11 protein-coding genes are annotated in these 14,968 nt (G+C 74.3%); 3 read left to right on the forward strand and 8 right to left on the reverse strand.

What is annotated here, in order from left to right; translation table 11 throughout:
* Positions 1 to 9: 9 nt before the first annotated feature.
* The 3 genes from JNO44_RS21345 to purD all read right to left on the reverse strand — a co-directional run bounded on the left by JNO44_RS21345 (position 10) and on the right by purD (position 5,293).
* Positions 10 to 1,491 (reverse strand): N,N-dimethylformamidase beta subunit family domain-containing protein, encoded by a 1,482-nt coding sequence (locus tag JNO44_RS21345; RefSeq protein WP_205365691.1) that lies wholly within the window; start codon positions 1,489 to 1,491, stop codon positions 10 to 12.
* A 177-nt stretch (positions 1,492 to 1,668) separates the two neighbouring features.
* Positions 1,669 to 3,585 carry a hypothetical protein gene (locus JNO44_RS21350; protein ID WP_240167603.1) on the reverse strand — a complete coding sequence of 639 codons (1,917 nt, stop codon included), beginning with the start codon at positions 3,583 to 3,585 and terminating at the stop codon, positions 1,669 to 1,671.
* A 451-nt stretch (positions 3,586 to 4,036) separates the two neighbouring features.
* Entirely contained in the window at positions 4,037 to 5,293 is a 1,257-nt protein-coding gene (purD, locus tag JNO44_RS21355; protein ID WP_205365692.1) for a phosphoribosylamine--glycine ligase, read from the reverse strand.
* Between the two features lie 292 nt (positions 5,294 to 5,585).
* Between purD and JNO44_RS21360 the strand changes: the two genes are divergently transcribed.
* Positions 5,586 to 6,398 (forward strand): SLATT domain-containing protein, encoded by an 813-nt coding sequence (locus JNO44_RS21360; RefSeq protein ID WP_205365693.1) that lies wholly within the window; start codon positions 5,586 to 5,588, stop codon positions 6,396 to 6,398.
* Positions 6,399 to 6,464: 66 nt separating this feature from the next.
* Here the strand turns inward: JNO44_RS21360 and JNO44_RS21365 are convergent, their stop codons facing one another.
* From JNO44_RS21365 to JNO44_RS21380, 4 genes are all read right to left on the reverse strand, one after another.
* Positions 6,465 to 7,115, reverse strand: coding sequence for a hypothetical protein (locus tag JNO44_RS21365; protein WP_073446438.1), 651 nt, complete (start codon positions 7,113 to 7,115; stop codon positions 6,465 to 6,467).
* Between the two features lie 96 nt (positions 7,116 to 7,211).
* Positions 7,212 to 7,889: a GntR family transcriptional regulator gene (locus tag JNO44_RS21370; protein ID WP_039634997.1), complete on the reverse strand. Its 678-nt coding sequence runs from the start codon at positions 7,887 to 7,889 to the stop codon at positions 7,212 to 7,214.
* Positions 7,890 to 8,050: 161 nt separating this feature from the next.
* The gene (locus JNO44_RS21375; protein ID WP_073446442.1) at positions 8,051 to 9,409 is read right to left on the reverse strand and encodes an aspartate aminotransferase family protein; all 1,359 of its coding nucleotides are present in this window, start codon (positions 9,407 to 9,409) and stop codon (positions 8,051 to 8,053) included.
* A gap of 240 nt (positions 9,410 to 9,649) precedes the next feature.
* The gene (locus JNO44_RS21380) at positions 9,650 to 10,450 is read right to left on the reverse strand and encodes a polyphosphate polymerase domain-containing protein (protein WP_205365694.1); all 801 of its coding nucleotides are present in this window, start codon (positions 10,448 to 10,450) and stop codon (positions 9,650 to 9,652) included.
* A gap of 365 nt (positions 10,451 to 10,815) precedes the next feature.
* On the opposite strand from JNO44_RS21380, the gene JNO44_RS21385 reads away from it, so the two are divergent.
* Positions 10,816 to 12,363, forward strand: a complete 1,548-nt coding sequence (locus JNO44_RS21385) for a serine/threonine-protein kinase (protein WP_205365695.1) — start codon at positions 10,816 to 10,818, stop codon at positions 12,361 to 12,363.
* Positions 12,364 to 12,460: 97 nt separating this feature from the next.
* Here JNO44_RS21385 and JNO44_RS21390 read toward each other — a convergent pair whose 3' ends face one another.
* Positions 12,461 to 13,747, reverse strand: a complete 1,287-nt coding sequence (locus tag JNO44_RS21390; protein WP_205365696.1) for an adenylosuccinate synthase — start codon at positions 13,745 to 13,747, stop codon at positions 12,461 to 12,463.
* A 237-nt stretch (positions 13,748 to 13,984) separates the two neighbouring features.
* On the opposite strand from JNO44_RS21390, the gene JNO44_RS21395 reads away from it, so the two are divergent.
* Positions 13,985 to 14,962 (forward strand): diacylglycerol kinase catalytic domain-containing protein, encoded by a 978-nt coding sequence (locus JNO44_RS21395; RefSeq protein ID WP_205365697.1) that lies wholly within the window; start codon positions 13,985 to 13,987, stop codon positions 14,960 to 14,962.
* Positions 14,963 to 14,968: the final 6 nt, after the last annotated feature.

A 14,968-nucleotide genomic window follows, 5' to 3' on the forward strand; every position in this document is an offset into this window, starting at 1 on the left:
CGACAGGCCCTAGTCGCGTTTGCAGATCCGGTCGAGGAGGTTGGCCGTGGCGCGCTGGACGCGTTGGTCGATGTGGCCGGGGCGGTCCAGGGCGGGCGACCAGGCGAAGGTGCCGGAGGAGAAGACCAGGGCGCCGCTGGGCGCGCGGTACAGGGACGTCTCCTGGTGGCGGCGGGCGCCCTCGCCGTCGCGGTACGGGGAGTGGGAGAGCAGGATGCGGCGGGTGTGCGCGGGGAGGCTGGTGCGCGGGAAATAGCGGTCGGCCTCGCCGGCGACCAGGCCGGGGAGTTCGTCGCCCTCGTGGGCGCCGGTGGCCTCCCAGAGCCAGTGGTCGGCGTTGCGCACGACCAGGGGGGCGGGCTCGGGGACCCGGCCGGCGTACTGGATGCCCATCAGCCGCTGCTCGGGATTGCCGAGTTCGCGCCAGAGGGCCGGACGGCCGGGTCCCTGGCGTTTGCGGCAGGTGAGCAGGGAGTCGGGGCCGGCCGGCGACGGGGAGAGCTCCACCTGCCAGTACAGGGTGTTGGCGGAGAGGAAGACCAGGGAGGTGCCGCTGTCCCGGGCGGCCTCGACCGTGCGGCGCATGGGCACCGACCAGTACTCGTCGTGGCCGGGGAAGACCAGGCCGCGGTAGCGGGTGGCGTCCACCCGGCCGGCGTGCAGGTCGCGGGCGTCGGCGTAGGCGAGGTCGTAGCCGTAGCGCTCGGCCCAGCGGATGAAGTCGTAGGCGTGGCCGACGTGGAGGGGGAGGCCGGCGCCGGCGTAGGGGCGGTCGAAGGAGACGGTGGTGGCGGCGTCCCGTTCGCCGAGGAGGGCGCCCTTCTCGTCCCAGGCGTGGTAGAGGCTGGCGCCGGTGCGGCCGTCCTCGGGGTAGAGGTTGTACGCCTGCCAGGTGATGTCGGGGAGCAGCAGCAGGAGGTCGGCGGGCTGGCCGTCGCGGACCGTGAAGGGGATGTGGGAGCGGTACCGGCCGTCGGCGGTGGTCAGGACGGCCACGTAGGCGCCGAGTTGCCAGTACGTGGGGACCTGGAGGCGCCAGGACAGCCACCAGTGGTGGCAGGAGACGGTGCGGTCGACGAGCAGCGGGGCCGGTTGGACGATGCCGGCGAGGCGCGGGCTGGTGGTGATCTTGGCGGCGCCGGCGCCGGCGTAGTGGCCGATGCGGTAGACGTCGATGCTGAAGGGCTGCGGCGGGTCGACCGAGACCCGGAAGTCGATGGCCTCGCCGGGGGCCACCGCGCCGGGGACGGCGAAGCCCTTGATCTGGCGGTGGACGTCGTCGGCGGTGCGCGGGCCGTTGTGCTTGCGGGGCGCGGGCAGCCGCAGGTCGCCGTGGGCGATCGCGGGATCGACGTACCAGGGGATGATCCGGCCGGAGTCGAAGTAGGTCTCGCTGCCGCGCAGCCAGGGCAGCGGGCCCTGTCCGAACGGATCCGTGACCGCGTGGGCGAGGGCGCCCGATTCCCAGCGCCTGATCTGTTCCGTCGCCACCTTCCACTCCCCTCCCGCGTCCCCCATGGCCGCGGCCGATCGGGCCTTACCCATCCCCCAGCACATCACATTACGCACTCACTTCGTCACCCTTCGTCGTGAATTTAGGTGCCCTTGCCCCGAAGCGCGAACTGGAAGGGAACATTCAGCCGGCCCGGCGGTCGCCGGGCGCCGGGCTCAGGCCAGCCGGACCGGCTTCTCCGGGCGGACGCCGACACGGTGCAGCCAGCCGCGGAGCGGTTCGGCGTCGCCGTCGTCGACCAGGCTGAGGACGGGGCGGCCCAGGTCGGCGCGGCGGGCGCCGTCCACGAGGAGGGCCGGGCCGTCGAGCCAGTCCAGGCCGGGGGCGGCACCGGCGGTGTCCACCGCGGCGCAGCAGACCATCGCCGTGACGTGGTCGGCGAGGAGTTCGCGGGCCGTGCGGGGCGGTTGCAGGGGGAAGAGCGGGAGGCCGCCGTCGGCCAGGCCGTCGCCCCAGGCGATGTCGGTGCCGCCGGTGCCGCTGCCAGCGGGCTTCGTCGCGCTGTCCCGGGCGGCCTGGCGGGCGGCCGCCTCGCGCTCCTCGCGGGCGACCTCGGCGCCGAGCCGGGCGGCGAGCAGATCGCCGGCGTCGGTGTCGCGGGCCAGCCGGTCGATGACCCGGGCCAGGGTCGGGGCGACGGCCGGGGCGGGGGAGACGGGTGGCTCGTCGGCGAGCGGGGAGCCGGCCTGCGCCTCGGGGTCGTCGGCGCGCGAACGGAGCGGAGCGCCCGGGGCGGCGTCGAGCGCCCGGGGAAGGCCCGCGGGGTGGTGGGCGGCGGGTGTACGGACACGGGCGCCGGCGTAGCTGAGGGGCGGTGCGGAGGCGGCGGCCGGGGCGGCACCGGGGGCATCGGCGGGGCGGTCCGGCGCACGGGACGCGTCCGGGGCCTCCGGGGCGAGGTCGGCGGCGGTCGGCGGGAGGGCGTCGAGGACGCGGTGCAGCCGGGCGGCCTCCAGGCGCCACTTCCGGTCCACGATCTCCTGTGGGTACTGCTGCCAGCCGACCGGCGACCAGTCCGGGCCGGGCTCGGCCGGGCCGCCGTGGAAGAGCCGGGCGGCCAGCAGGGAGGCGGCGCGGTCGATGGTGCCGGGCTCCTCCAGGAGGTCGCAGGCGGGCCGCTCGCCGAGGCGGGAGGCGAACCCCTCGGCGAGGCGGTCCCGGCGGGAGAGCTCGGTGAGCGCGGAGACCACGCCGGCATCCAGCCGGGAGGGCCAGCGGCCCAGCCGCCAGGCGGGCAGCGCGACCCTGGTCAGCAGCCGGTCCCATCCCGCGTACGCCAGGCCGACCTGCTCCTGGGCGACGATCCGCAGGCCGTAGTCGACACCCTGGGCCCGCTCGGAGGCGGCGGCGGCGACCCCGCGCTCCATGAGCGTGGCGTGCTCGCGGGCGGCGCGCAGCAGCAGCCGGGCGACCCGGCCGACGAAGCGGAGCGGGAGGGTGCGCAGCGGGCCCCGGGCGCGGGCGGCGACCCCGGCGGCCGCGTCCAGCCCGCGGATGAAGCGGCGGGCGGCCGCTATGTCCGGGTGCGCGGACGGGCCGGTGCCGGCGACGACGGGGGCGAGCAGGGCGCGCAGCTCGGCGACCCGCATCCACCACAGGAACGGCGAACCGATGACCAGGACCGGGGCCTCGGGAGCCCGGCGGCCGGCCCGCGGCGGGCCGTGGGCGCGGTGCGTGCGGTCCTCCAGCCAGCTGTCGCAGTCCGGGGTGAGCGCTATCGCCGAGGGGGCCGGGACGTCGAGGCGGTCGGCCAGATCGCGGACCAGGCGGTAGAGGTCCGGGGCGGCGTCCTCGGCGATCGGCACGGAGGGGCTGAGCGCGGGGCGGGCGCGGGCGACGACGGCGGAGACCAGGGCGGCCAGCACGAGGCTGAGCACGGTGAGCCCGCCGACCGCCCAGCGGGCGACCGCCCAGCCGCCCTCGGTGCCGAGCCGGCCGGTGGCGCCGCCCACGAGGAGCACCACGGCGGCCGCGGCCGGCAGCAGGGCCACCGCCAGCGCCGCACCGCGGACGCGGAGCACCGCGAGGGCGCGGGCACGCGCCACCAGGACGCCTGTTTCCGGACTTGCCACGAGCCTGTACACCCCCTGCGGTCCTGACGGGACGGGACGGAAGAACGCGGACGGACGGACGAACGACGGTCGTGCGGTGTGCGGGCGGGCGAGCGTGCCCGCTCCCCACCACTGTGGCACCGGCCACTGACATCGCAATGTCGGTGGGCCAGTTGCCGGACGCGGCCGGGGTGGCGACCCCGGATTCCGGCACCGCGACCGCAGGACGCTTGCGCGGCACCATAGTTGGGGGTGCGGGGTTCGTCAGCTGGATACCCGCATGGTCACTCGATGGAATGGCTTTGGGTAAAGCCGTGAACCGACAGCGGGCGGATCTGGGCTGCTTCCGGCGAACGGAAAGGCCCATGACGCACCTGAGGCATATGTCAGGGAAATGACATATGCCTCAGGTGTCGTGGTCGTCGCGGCAGCGGCCGGCGAGTGGCAGGGAGCGGTCGGGCACCGCCCCGCGCTACTCCCCCGCCGCCGCCTTCGCGGCGATGTCGGTGCGGTGGTGCGAACCGTCCAGGGAGATCCGGCCGACGGCGCGGTAGGCGCGCTCCCGGGCGGTGGCCAGGTCGGCGCCGGTGGCCGTCACGGACAGCACCCGGCCGCCCGCGCTGAGCACCGCGCCGGACGCGTCGCGCCGGGTCCCGGCGTGCAGCACGTAGGCGTCGGGGGCGTCCTGCTCCGCGACCTCCGCCAGGCCCCCGATCGGGTCGCCGGTGCGCGGGGTGCCCGGGTAGTTGTGGGAGGCGATGACGACGGTGACCGCGGCGCCGTCGTCCCAGCGCAGCGGCGGGAAGGCGGCGAGGGTGCCGGTGGCGGCGGCGTGCAGCAGGCCGAAGAGCGGGGTCTTCAGACGCGCCAGCACGACCTGGGTCTCCGGGTCGCCGAAGCGCGCGTTGAACTCGATCACGCGGATCCCGCGGGAGGTGATCGCCAGGCCCGCGTAGAGCAGCCCCGAGAAGGGGGTGCCGCGGCGCCGCAGCTCGTCGACGGTGGGCTGCAGGACGGTCTGCAGCACCTCGTCGACCAGCTTGGGGTCGGCCCAGGGCAGCGGGCTGTAGGCACCCATGCCACCGGTGTTGGGGCCCGCGTCGCCGTCGTGGGCGCGCTTGAAGTCCTGGGCGGGCTGGAGGGGGACGACGGTCTCGCCGTCGGTGACGGCGAAGAGCGAGACCTCCGGGCCGTCGAGGAACTCCTCAATGACGACGCGGTCGCAGCCGAGCGCATGGGCGCGGGCGGCCGCGACGTCCTCGGTGACGACGACGCCCTTGCCGGCCGCCAGGCCGTCGTCCTTGACGACGTACGGGGCGCCGAAGGCGTCCAGGGCGTCGTCGATCTCCTCCGGGGTGGTGCAGACGTAGCTGCGGGCGGTCGGCACGCCCGCGGCGGCCATCACGTCCTTGGCGAACGCCTTGGAGCCCTCCAGCTGGGCGGCCTGTGCCGAGGGGCCGAAGACCGGGATGCCGCGCTCGCGCACCGCGTCCGCGACGCCGGCCACCAGCGGGGCCTCGGGGCCGACGACGACGAGGTCGGCCGCCAGGTCGACGGCGAGGTCGGCCACCGCCCGGCCGTCGAGGGCGTCGACCCCGTGCAGTTCGGCCACCTCGCCGATGCCGGCGTTGCCGGGGGCGCAGTGCAGCGCGGTGACGTCGGGATCGAGGGACAGAGAGCGGCACAGGGCGTGTTCGCGGGCGCCGCCGCCGATGACGAGGACCTTCACGGTGTGCAGCCTAGACGAATACACCAACCGGCCGACCGCCGGGCGTGCCCCGATCGCACAAACGCGGTCCCGGGCCGGAAACCGCCGGTGCCGGCGGCGTCCACCGGCACGGCGGCAACTCTTTCGGGTGAGATCCGCGAACGTCCTATACCGGATCCCGCACCACTTCCGGGCGGAAACCGGGCGATCTTGGGACAGAGGCCAGCCGTTCGGCGGTAGGAAAGGAGCGGTGCGCGGATCTTGCGTAGGCCATGCGCGCACCCCACGGATCCGCGTACGAGGGAGCGCACGGGTGAGTCAGCCGGAGATGCAGCCCGAGGGGCCCCCTTGGGGCGAGGGCGGGCCCGACCGGGGTCGCGGGCGGTCCCCGGACCGCCACCGGAACCAGGGCCGGCCGGGGCGGCGGCCCGCCGGCCCGCTCCGGGGTCGCGGCGACCTCGTGGGGCGGGCGTTCCCGCACGGCGACTGGGGGGAACCGGACAACCGGCTGGACGCGCTGTACCTGTGGAGCGAGGAGGGTGCGCTGCGCACCGCCGACTGGTACCTGCGCGACCGGCTGACCAAGCGCCGCGGGGCGCGGGCGCTGCGGCTGGGGGCCGCCGCCGGGGTGACCGCGGGCGGCGCGCTGCCGTTGCTCGACCTCGCCGGCGTCTGGGAGCACGGGGCGCCCTGGGGCGCGCTGACGCTGCTGCTGGCGGCCGTGTGCGTGGGCTGCGACCGGTACTTCGGGGTGACCGCGGGCTGGATGCGGGACCTGGCCACCGCGCAGGCGATCCACCGGCGGCTGGAGGCGCTGCAGTTCGACTGGGCGACGGAGAGCGTGCGGGAGGTGCTGGGGCCGACGGAGGGCACCGCGAGCGAAGCGGCGGAGCGCTGCCTGGGCGTGCTGCGGCGGTTCAACGAGGACATCGGGGAGTTGGTCCGCACGGAGACGGCGGACTGGATGGTGGAGTTCCGATCCGCCCCGCTGCCGCAGGCCACGCATGCGGTGCTGCCGTGGGCGGGGGCGCGGCCGGAGGGCCCGGGGCACTCGGGGCGGTTCCTGCGGCCGCCCGGCACACGGCCGAACATGCCGCGGCAGCGGCCGCCGGAGGCCCCGCGCTGAGCGCGGACCGACCGGGTGCCCCGGCGGGGCCGGGGTGGGGTGGGGCGCCCCGCCGGTCCGGTGCGCTCAACTGAAGACGATCATGGAGCCCTGGCCGAGGCTCCGGGTGGCGGCGGCGTGCAGTCCGAGCCAGACGTGCCGTTCCCGGGCGAACGGGCCGTCGTCCAGGGGAACCGCGGTGGCCCGTTCCTCCAGGGAGGTGGGGCCGGCCGGCGGCGCGGGGGCGGCCGGCGGGTTGGCCGGGTCGATGCCCAGCGCCGGGGCGACCAGTTCGAGGTCCCGCAGCAGTCCGTGGGAGGAGCCCAGCGGGCCGCCGCCGGCCAGCAGTTCCTCGGTGGCGAGCGGGTGCGGGAAGTCGACCGGGACGTACGCGCCCGCGTGGTCGTAGTGCCAGACCAGGTGGGACTGCTGCGCGGTGGTCTCGAACATCTCCAGCAACTGCTCGTAGTCGCCGCCGAGTTCGTCGACCGGGGTCACCTCCAGACCGCACAGCCGCAGCAGGTAGGCGCGGCGCAGGAAGTGCAGCGCGTCGTAGTCGAAGCCGGCGACCGGCGCCACGTCGCCGGACAGGCCCGGCATGTAGCTGAAGACCGGGATCTCCGGCAGGCCGGCGCCCACCAGGGCGTCGTTGTAGGCGGCGATCTCTTCGGAGAACGGGTTGTCGGGGCTGTGGCACAGCACGTCGACGAGGGGTACCAGCCACAGATCGCATGCCACGGGTGAGGGCTCGCTTCCGGTCGGGGACATAGGGCACCGGCGCACGTACAGCCACGGGTACGGCCCATTACGGCCGATGGTCGGGACAGCGTAGTGCTAGCCGGCCGTTCCCACGAGAGCAAGGGAGTGCTCGTTGTACTCCGCGATCAGCCGCTGGGCGTCCGGCAGGTCGTGCCGCAGCAGGGCGTCGGCCAATTCGCTGTGGCCGTGCCACAGGCGGCCCCGCAGGCGCGGATCGCGGCGCAGCAGCGGCACCGCGAACATCCAGGTCTGGACGCGGATCCGGTCCAGGAAATCGCTGATGTAGGGGTTCTGGACGATGCCGCTCAGCTCGCGCCAGAACCGCAGGTCGTAGCCGATGAGGACGTCCAGGTCGCCGGCCCGGGCGGCGCGTTCGGCCTCCTCGGCGCGACGGCGGATGGAGATCAGCACCTCGGCGGGGGTGGCCAGCAGGGCCCGTTCGGCGTTGCTGCGGAAGATGCCCTCGATGATCAGGGTGCGAGCCTCGACCATGGCGCGGAAGTCGTCGGCGGTGTAGGCGTGCACCTTGAAGCCGCGGTGCTGTTCGACGTCGAGCAGGCCCTGGGCGCACAGGTCCAGCAGCGCCTCGCGCACCGGCGTCGCGGAGACGCCGTACTGGTCGGCGATCTCCTTGACGGTGAAGGGGTGGCCGGACGGCAGCCGGCCGGCCAGGATCTCGTCGCGCAGCGCGTCGGCGATCTGCTCGCGCAGGGTGCTGCGTCGTATCACTGAGCTGTCCGGGCCCGGGGCCATTCGGTGCGTCTCCTTCGACGTCCACGACCGCGGTGGCAGCGGCCCTCCCCACCATAGGCGAGGCGATTGTCGTGGTTTCACGTGAAGCGTTTCACGTGAAACCGCGCGGCCCCCGCCCACGAGGGGCGGGGGCCGCGCGGAGCTGTCGCCCGGCGGCGGGCTCAGACGGTGTGCGCGTCGGCGACGGTCAGGGCCGCGTCGAGGGCGGCCAGGCCCTCCTTGGCCTCGGCCTCGGTGATGGTGCACGCCGGAACGACGTGGGTGCGGTTCATGTTCACGAACGGCCACAGGCCGCCGCGCTTGCAGGCCGCGGCGAACTCGGCCATCGGGGCGTTGTCGGCGCCGGCCGCGTTGTAGGGCACCAGCGGCTCGCGGGTCTCCTTGTTGCGGACCAGGTCCAGGGCCCAGAAGACGCCCAGGCCGCGGACCTCGCCGACCGAGGGGTGGCGCTCGGCGATCTCGCGCAGCGCCGGGCCGATGACCGTCTCGCCGATCTCCGCGGCGTTCTCCACGATCCGCTCCTCGGCCATCGCGTTGATCGTGGCGACGGCGGAGGCGCAGGCCAGCGGGTGGCCGGAGTAGGTGAGGCCGCCGGGGTAGGGGCGCTGGTCGAAGGTGGCGGCGATCTCGGCGCTGATGGCGACGCCGCCCAGCGGGACGTAGCCGGAGTTGACGCCCTTGGCGAAGGTCAGCAGGTCCGGGGTGACGCCGAAGTGGTCGGCGGCGAACCAGTGGCCCGTACGGCCGAAGCCGGCCATCACCTCGTCGAGGATGAAGACGATGCCGTGGCGGTCGCAGATCTCGCGGACGCCGGCGAGGTAGCCGGGCGGCGGGGTCATGATGCCGGCGGTGCCGGGGATGGTCTCCAGGATGATCGCCGCGATCGACTGGGGGCCCTCGAAGGCGATGGTCTGTTCCAGGTGGGCCAGGGCGCGCTCGCACTCCTGGGCCTCGTTCTCGGCGTGGAACGGCGAGCGGTAGAGGAACGGGCCCCAGAAGTGGACGACGCCGGCCGAGGCGTTGTCGGAGGGCCAGCGGCGCGGGTCACCGGTGAGGTTGATCGCGGCGGCGGTGGCGCCGTGGTACGAGCGGTAGGTGGACAGCACCTTGGGACGGCCGGTGTGCAGCCGGGCCATCCGGACCGCGTTCTCCACCGCCTCGGCGCCGCCGTTGGTGAAGAAGATCTTGTCGAGGTCGCCGGGGGTGCGCTCGGCGATCAGCCGGGCGGCCTCGGAGCGGACGTCCACGGCGAAGCCCGGGGCGAGCGTGCACAGCTTGCCGGCCTGCTCCTGGATGGCCGCGACGACCTTGGGGTGCTGGTGCCCGATGTTGGTGTTGACCAGCTGGGAGGAGAAGTCGAGGTAGCGGTTGCCGTCGTAGTCCCAGAAGTACGAACCCTCGGCACCGGCGATCGGCAGCGGGTCGATCAGGCCCTGGGCGGACCAGGAGTGGAAGACGTGCGCGCGGTCGGCGGCCTTCACGGCGGCGCCGGTGGAGGGGTCGGAGGGCAACGTGCTCACGGTCAGTACCTCGGATCGGTCGCGGGGGTCCGTCGCTGGACAGGAACGGCGAACGGCTCCCAGCGTAAGGATCACGGTGCGCTGACCGGTACCGACACTGTGTATGGCGCTCACCACGCGCGCGGACAGAATGTCTACGGTCCTGTAGGAAACTCCAGGGATGCCCGGGGGTGGGGTGACTGCCCCGGACATCGTCAGGATCCGCGGCGCCCCGTGCGGGCCGCTGCCCCGCGCACGACCTCAGGCCGCCGTGGCGGCGGGGAAGGCGGTCCGGACCGGGCCGCGCCAGTGGTTGGCGTACAGGTGGGGGCGGAGCGCCGACAGCCCGCCGCAGTACTTGGTGAAGTCCGCGGCCTGGACGCCGTACCCGGTCAGCAGCCGGTCGGCCTCGGTGAGCCGGCCGGAGGTCTTGGTCTCGACGACGACCAGGCCGCCGTCGGCCCGCACGGTGCGGCCGGTCTCCAGGTCGCGGCAGACCAGCGCGGCGTCGCAGGTGACGCGCTGGCCGTCGGCGACGAAGGTGGCCCGTTGGTAGTCGGTCTCGATGGAGCGGCCCAGATCGGTGGGGGCCTCGATGCCGTAGGAGCGGTCGAGCACGGCGGCGAGGAAGTCGCGCGGGGCCGGGCCGAGGGCCGGGTCGCCGGGCATCAGCGGACGGCGGTGCTTGACCGTCCGGCCGTGCTCCCCCTTGAGCTTGACCTCGAACTGCCGCTCACCGGTGTCCGCGTAGAGCCGCTCGCGGATCTTGAAGCGGAGCAGGTTGTTCCGTCGGTGGTCGTGGAAGGAGCGCAGGTCGGGGGTGTCGTAGTAGACGGACTGGTAGCGGAACCAGCGGCGGCCGTTGATGCACAGCGCCGCGAACGGGCCGCCGGGGCGGCGACGGTCGGCGAGTTCGGCCGCGAAGGCGGCGAAGACGTCGACCGAGACGAGGTAGGTGGTGCTGAAGCGGGCGAGGAGTTCGGCGCGGGCCTGGACCTCGGCCAGCGGGACGGGGCGGGCGGCCATGGCGGCGCGCGCGATGGCTCGTACGGCGGGTATCACACGGTCTCCTTGCGGAAAGGGGGACGGGGGATCGTGCGGGTCCTGTCGTCGCTCTCTGCGGTTTTTCTCCTTTCTTTACGATCGATAACCCCGGAGAGTTCCGGTTCGCGGAATCAGTCATCCATTACGTCAGTTCCCGGACAGCGCAGGCCCGCTGACGCGGCGTCGAGCGGGCTGCCCGGCACGCTGGCGGCGGGGCGGTGGCCACCTCGTGGACGGCGGCGCCCCAACCGCCTCTACGGGCGCGCGCCTTGGCCGAATACCGCCCCACCAGCCGTGCGCGCGGCCTCGGTATCCTCACCGCGGACGAGCGGACGCTCCCGTGGGGCGGAGGCGGGGGAAAGTCGGGCAAAAGGCGGGGGACCATGGCACAGCAGAGACCGGCGGGGCAGCGGGGACGGGGCGGACGGCTCGGAGGGCTGGCACCGCTGGGCGCGCACGACCCCCAGTGGATCGGCGACTACCGCCTCCTCGGGCGGCTCGGCGAGGGCGGCATGGGCCGGGTGTTCCTGGCCCGTTCGGACCGCGGCCGGACCGTCGCGGTCAAGTTGGTGCGCGCGGAACTGGCCCACGAAGAGGAGTTCCGGGCCCGCTTCCGCCGCGAGGTGCGGGCCGCCCGCAAGGTGGGCGGGGAGTGGACCGCGCCCGTCCTGGACGCGGACACCGAGGCCGAGACCCCGTGGGTGGCCACCGGCTACATCGCCGGCCCCTCCCTCCAGCAGGCGGTCGGCGGGCACGGCCCGCTGCCCGAGCGCACGGTGCGGATCCTGGCCGCCGGGCTGGCCCGCGCGCTGCGCTCCGTCCACGCCGCCGGCATCATCCACCGCGACCTCAAGCCGTCCAACGTCCTGTTGACCCTCGACGGCCCGCGGGTCATCGACTTCGGCATCGCGCGGGCCCTGGAGGGCGTCGACGTCAGCGGGGTGACGCACACCGGATCCGCGGTCGGCTCCCCCGGTTTCATGGCGCCCGAACAGGTCCGCGGCGAGCCGCTCACGCCCGCCTGCGACGTCTTCTGCCTCGGCTCGGTACTGGTCTACGCGGCCACCGGCCGCCAGCCGTTCGGCACCGAGACGACCCTGCCGCACGCGATGATGTACCGCATCGCCGAAGAGGAGCCGGACCTGACCGCGCTCCCCGAGGGACTGCACGACCTGGTCACGGCATGCCTGGCCAAGGACCCCGCGCGGCGCCCCGCGCCCGAGGAACTGGTGGCCCTCGCGGAGGCCGGCCCGGACGCCGCCGGGTCGGGCGAGGACGAACCGTGGCTCCCGGGGGCGCTGATCGCCCGCCTGGGGCGGCACGCCGTGGAGCTCCTGGAGGCCGAGAACCCGCAGGACGGCGCGGTCCCGGCGACCGCCGTCCGGCCGCACGGGACGTCCGCCACGGCTCCGGCCACTGTGGCGCCGCCGGCCGGCCCGTCCCCGACGCCCCGCCGCCGCAAGGGCCGGGCGCTGCTGGCCGCTGCCGTGCTGGTGCTGGCCGGGGCGGGCACCGCCACCGGGTACGCGCTGCTGGGCGGCTCGGACGGCAGCGCCGCCGCCACCGAGCAGCGCGCCACGAACCGGCCCCCGGCCCCCGGGGGCATTCCGGCCGACTACCTGGGCATCTGGACGACGACGGTGGGCGACTCCACCGTGGACGTCCGCCGCTTCACCCTCGTCCAGGGCAAGCCCGGCGAGACCGTCCTCCGGATGCAGGCCACCGGCCCCACGTACGACTGCCGTTTCGCGGCGACCCTGGAGAGCGTCGGCCCGCCGGTGCGGCTCGGCCCGTCCACCGTGGTCTCCGGCCCGCCCGACACCTGCCGTCCCGGTTCCCGCAGCACCCTGGAGCTGATCGCCGGGCAGCTGCGGCGGACCTTCGACGACGCGGGCGGCCTGGCGCCGCTGCTGTACGCGAAGAAGGGGTGACGGCAGGGGCACCAGGCCCCCGCCGCCACCCCTGGCGTCAGGTGTCCCCGAAGGGGACCGAACCGCTACGGGCGCGCCGCGCGGCCCACCGGACGGCTCACGACAGGAACGAGTTGATCTCGATCGTCTCGGTCCGGCCGGGGCCGACGCCGATCGCGGAGATCGGGGCGCCCGACATCTCCTCCAGCGCCTTGACGTACGCCTGGGCGTTCTTCGGCAGGTCGGAGAAGGTCTTGGCCTGGGTGATGTCCTCGGACCAGCCCGGCAGCATCTCGTAGATCGGCTTCGCGTGGTGGAAGTCGGTCTGGCTGTAGGGGAGTTCCTCGACGCGCTCGCCGTCGATCTCGTAGGCCACGCAGACCGGGATCTGCTCCCAGCCGGTGAGGACGTCGAGCTTGGTGAGGAAGAAGTCCGTCAGGCCGTTGACGCGGGTGGCGTAGCGGGCGATCACCGCGTCGAACCAGCCGCAGCGGCGGTCCCGGCCGGTGGTGACACCGCGCTCGCCGCCGATCCGGCGCAGCGCCTCGCCGTCCTCGTCGAACAGCTCGGTCGGGAACGGACCGGCGCCCACCCGGGTGGTGTACGCCTTGAGGATGCCGATGACCCGGCTGATCTTCGTGGGGCCGACGCCCGCACCCGTGCAGGCGCCGCCCGCGGTCGGGTTCGAGGAGGTGACGAAGGGGTACGTGCCGTGGTCGATGTCGAGCAGGGTGCCCTGCCCGCCCTCGAAGAGCACGACCTTGTCGTCGTCCAGGGCCTTGTTGAGGATCAGGGTGGTGTCGGCGACATAGCCCTTGATCTTGTCGGCGTAGCCCAGCAGCTCCTCGACGACCTGGCCGGCCTCGATGGCGCGGCGGTTGTAGAGCTTGGTGAGCAGCTGGTTCTTGACGTCGAGGGCCGCCTCGACCTTCTGGGTCAGGATCGACTCGTCGTAGAGGTCCTGGACCCGGATGCCGGTGCGGTTGATCTTGTCGGCGTAGGTCGGGCCGATGCCGCGGCCGGTGGTGCCGATCTTCCGCTTGCCGAGGAAGCGTTCCGTCACCTTGTCTGTGGTGATGTTGTACGGCGTGATCAGATGCGCGTTGCCACTCAACAGCAGCTTGGACGTGTCGACGCCGCGCTCGTTGAGTCCGCTCAGCTCGGAGAGCAGGACCGCCGGGTCGACGACGACGCCGTTGCCGATGACCGGGGTGCACCCCGGCGAGAGGATTCCGGAAGGGAGGAGGTGAAGTGCGTACTTCTGGTCGCCCACGACGACCGTGTGGCCGGCGTTGTTGCCGCCCTGATAACGCACGACATAGTCCACGGACCCACCGAGCAGATCGGTGGCCTTTCCCTTGCCCTCATCACCCCACTGAGCACCGAGCAGCACAAGTGCGGGCACAGGCGTACACCCCTTCCGGGCGGGGCATGTCCAACGTGCGTGGATGGCGCGACGCCCGCGTGTTCACGCGTACGTCGTCGCCGGAGCCGTCGGACCGGTGCCCCGGAATAGACGAAGCCCCTGGCGCAATAGCGCAAGGGGCTCTTGCACCGAGATGCTACCTGAGGAAGGACCGAGGTGTCGGCGCAGTCTTCTGGGCACTCTCCCGCGGACTCCGTTCGGGGGTGCCCCCTGCTTGTGGTCATCGACCCGGTCGCCCGCAGGACGGACGGCGAATCCGTGCGAATCGCGAAGGACGTTCTGTGCGCCGGCGCAGGGGCGAAGATCTGCCTCCCGGAGGGCCCCGAGGAATTCGCCCAGGCGCTGGCCCGGCGCGGTCGGCGGCACCCGGTGGTGGTCGGCGACGACCGGGCGCTGCTGCGGGCGGTGAGCCTGCTCCACCGGGAGCGTGAGCTGGCCGGGGTGCCGCTGTCGATGGTGCCGGTGGGCCCGCCGGAGACGGTCGCGCTGAGCCGCGCACTGGGCGTCCCCACGGACGCGGTGGCCGCCGCACGGACCGTCCTGGACGGCGGGGAGCGGCCGATGGACCTGCTCACGGACGACAGCGACGGCATCGTGCTGGGCGGGCTGCGGATCCCGTGCGGCGACGGAGCCGGGGGGCTGCCGGGGTACGCGGCGTACGGCGCGCCCGGGGAGCCGGCGGTGCACGGGGCGACGGGCGGGGTCGCCGGGTATCCGGGGCGGGCCGCGGCCCCCGGGGGCGCGGGGGCCGACGCGGCGGATCCGGGGCACCGGGCCTGGTGGAAGCCGGCCGCCCGGACCGCCCGTACGGCGCTGTCGCTGCTGGCCACGCCCGCGGCCGGCGGGGGCCGCCGGGGGCGGGTGCCCGCGCAGCGGCTGCGGCTGCGGATCGAGGCCGACGGGGCGCTGCTGGTGGATCTGGACCGGCCGGTGCGCGGGGTGTCGGTGGTGCCGGGCGCCGGCGACGGGGGCGACGGGACCGACGACCCCGCGGGGCGGCCGGGCGGGCTGGCCGAGGTCGTCGTGCACTGGCCGGGCGAGGAGCGGCCGATACGGGTACGGGCACGGGCGGTGACGGTGTCCGGTGCGGACTTCCACTACCGAGCGGACGCGCTGGTCGGCGGGCCGGTGCGGACCCGGACGTGGACGGTGCAGCCGGGGGCCTGGCGGTTGCGGCTGCCGCGGCAGGAGTAGGCGCGG

The organism is Streptomyces noursei (genome assembly GCF_016917755.1).
Classification (GTDB): Bacteria; Actinomycetota; Actinomycetes; order Streptomycetales; family Streptomycetaceae; genus Streptomyces; species Streptomyces yunnanensis.

Coding starts and splice junctions, on each gene's coding strand:
- JNO44_RS21370 (WP_039634997.1), bottom strand. CDS start 7,889: ATGGCCCCGGGCCCGGACAGCTCAGTGATACGACGCAGCACCCTGCGC.
- JNO44_RS21385 (WP_205365695.1), top strand. CDS start 10,816: ATGGCACAGCAGAGACCGGCGGGGCAGCGGGGACGGGGCGGACGGCTC.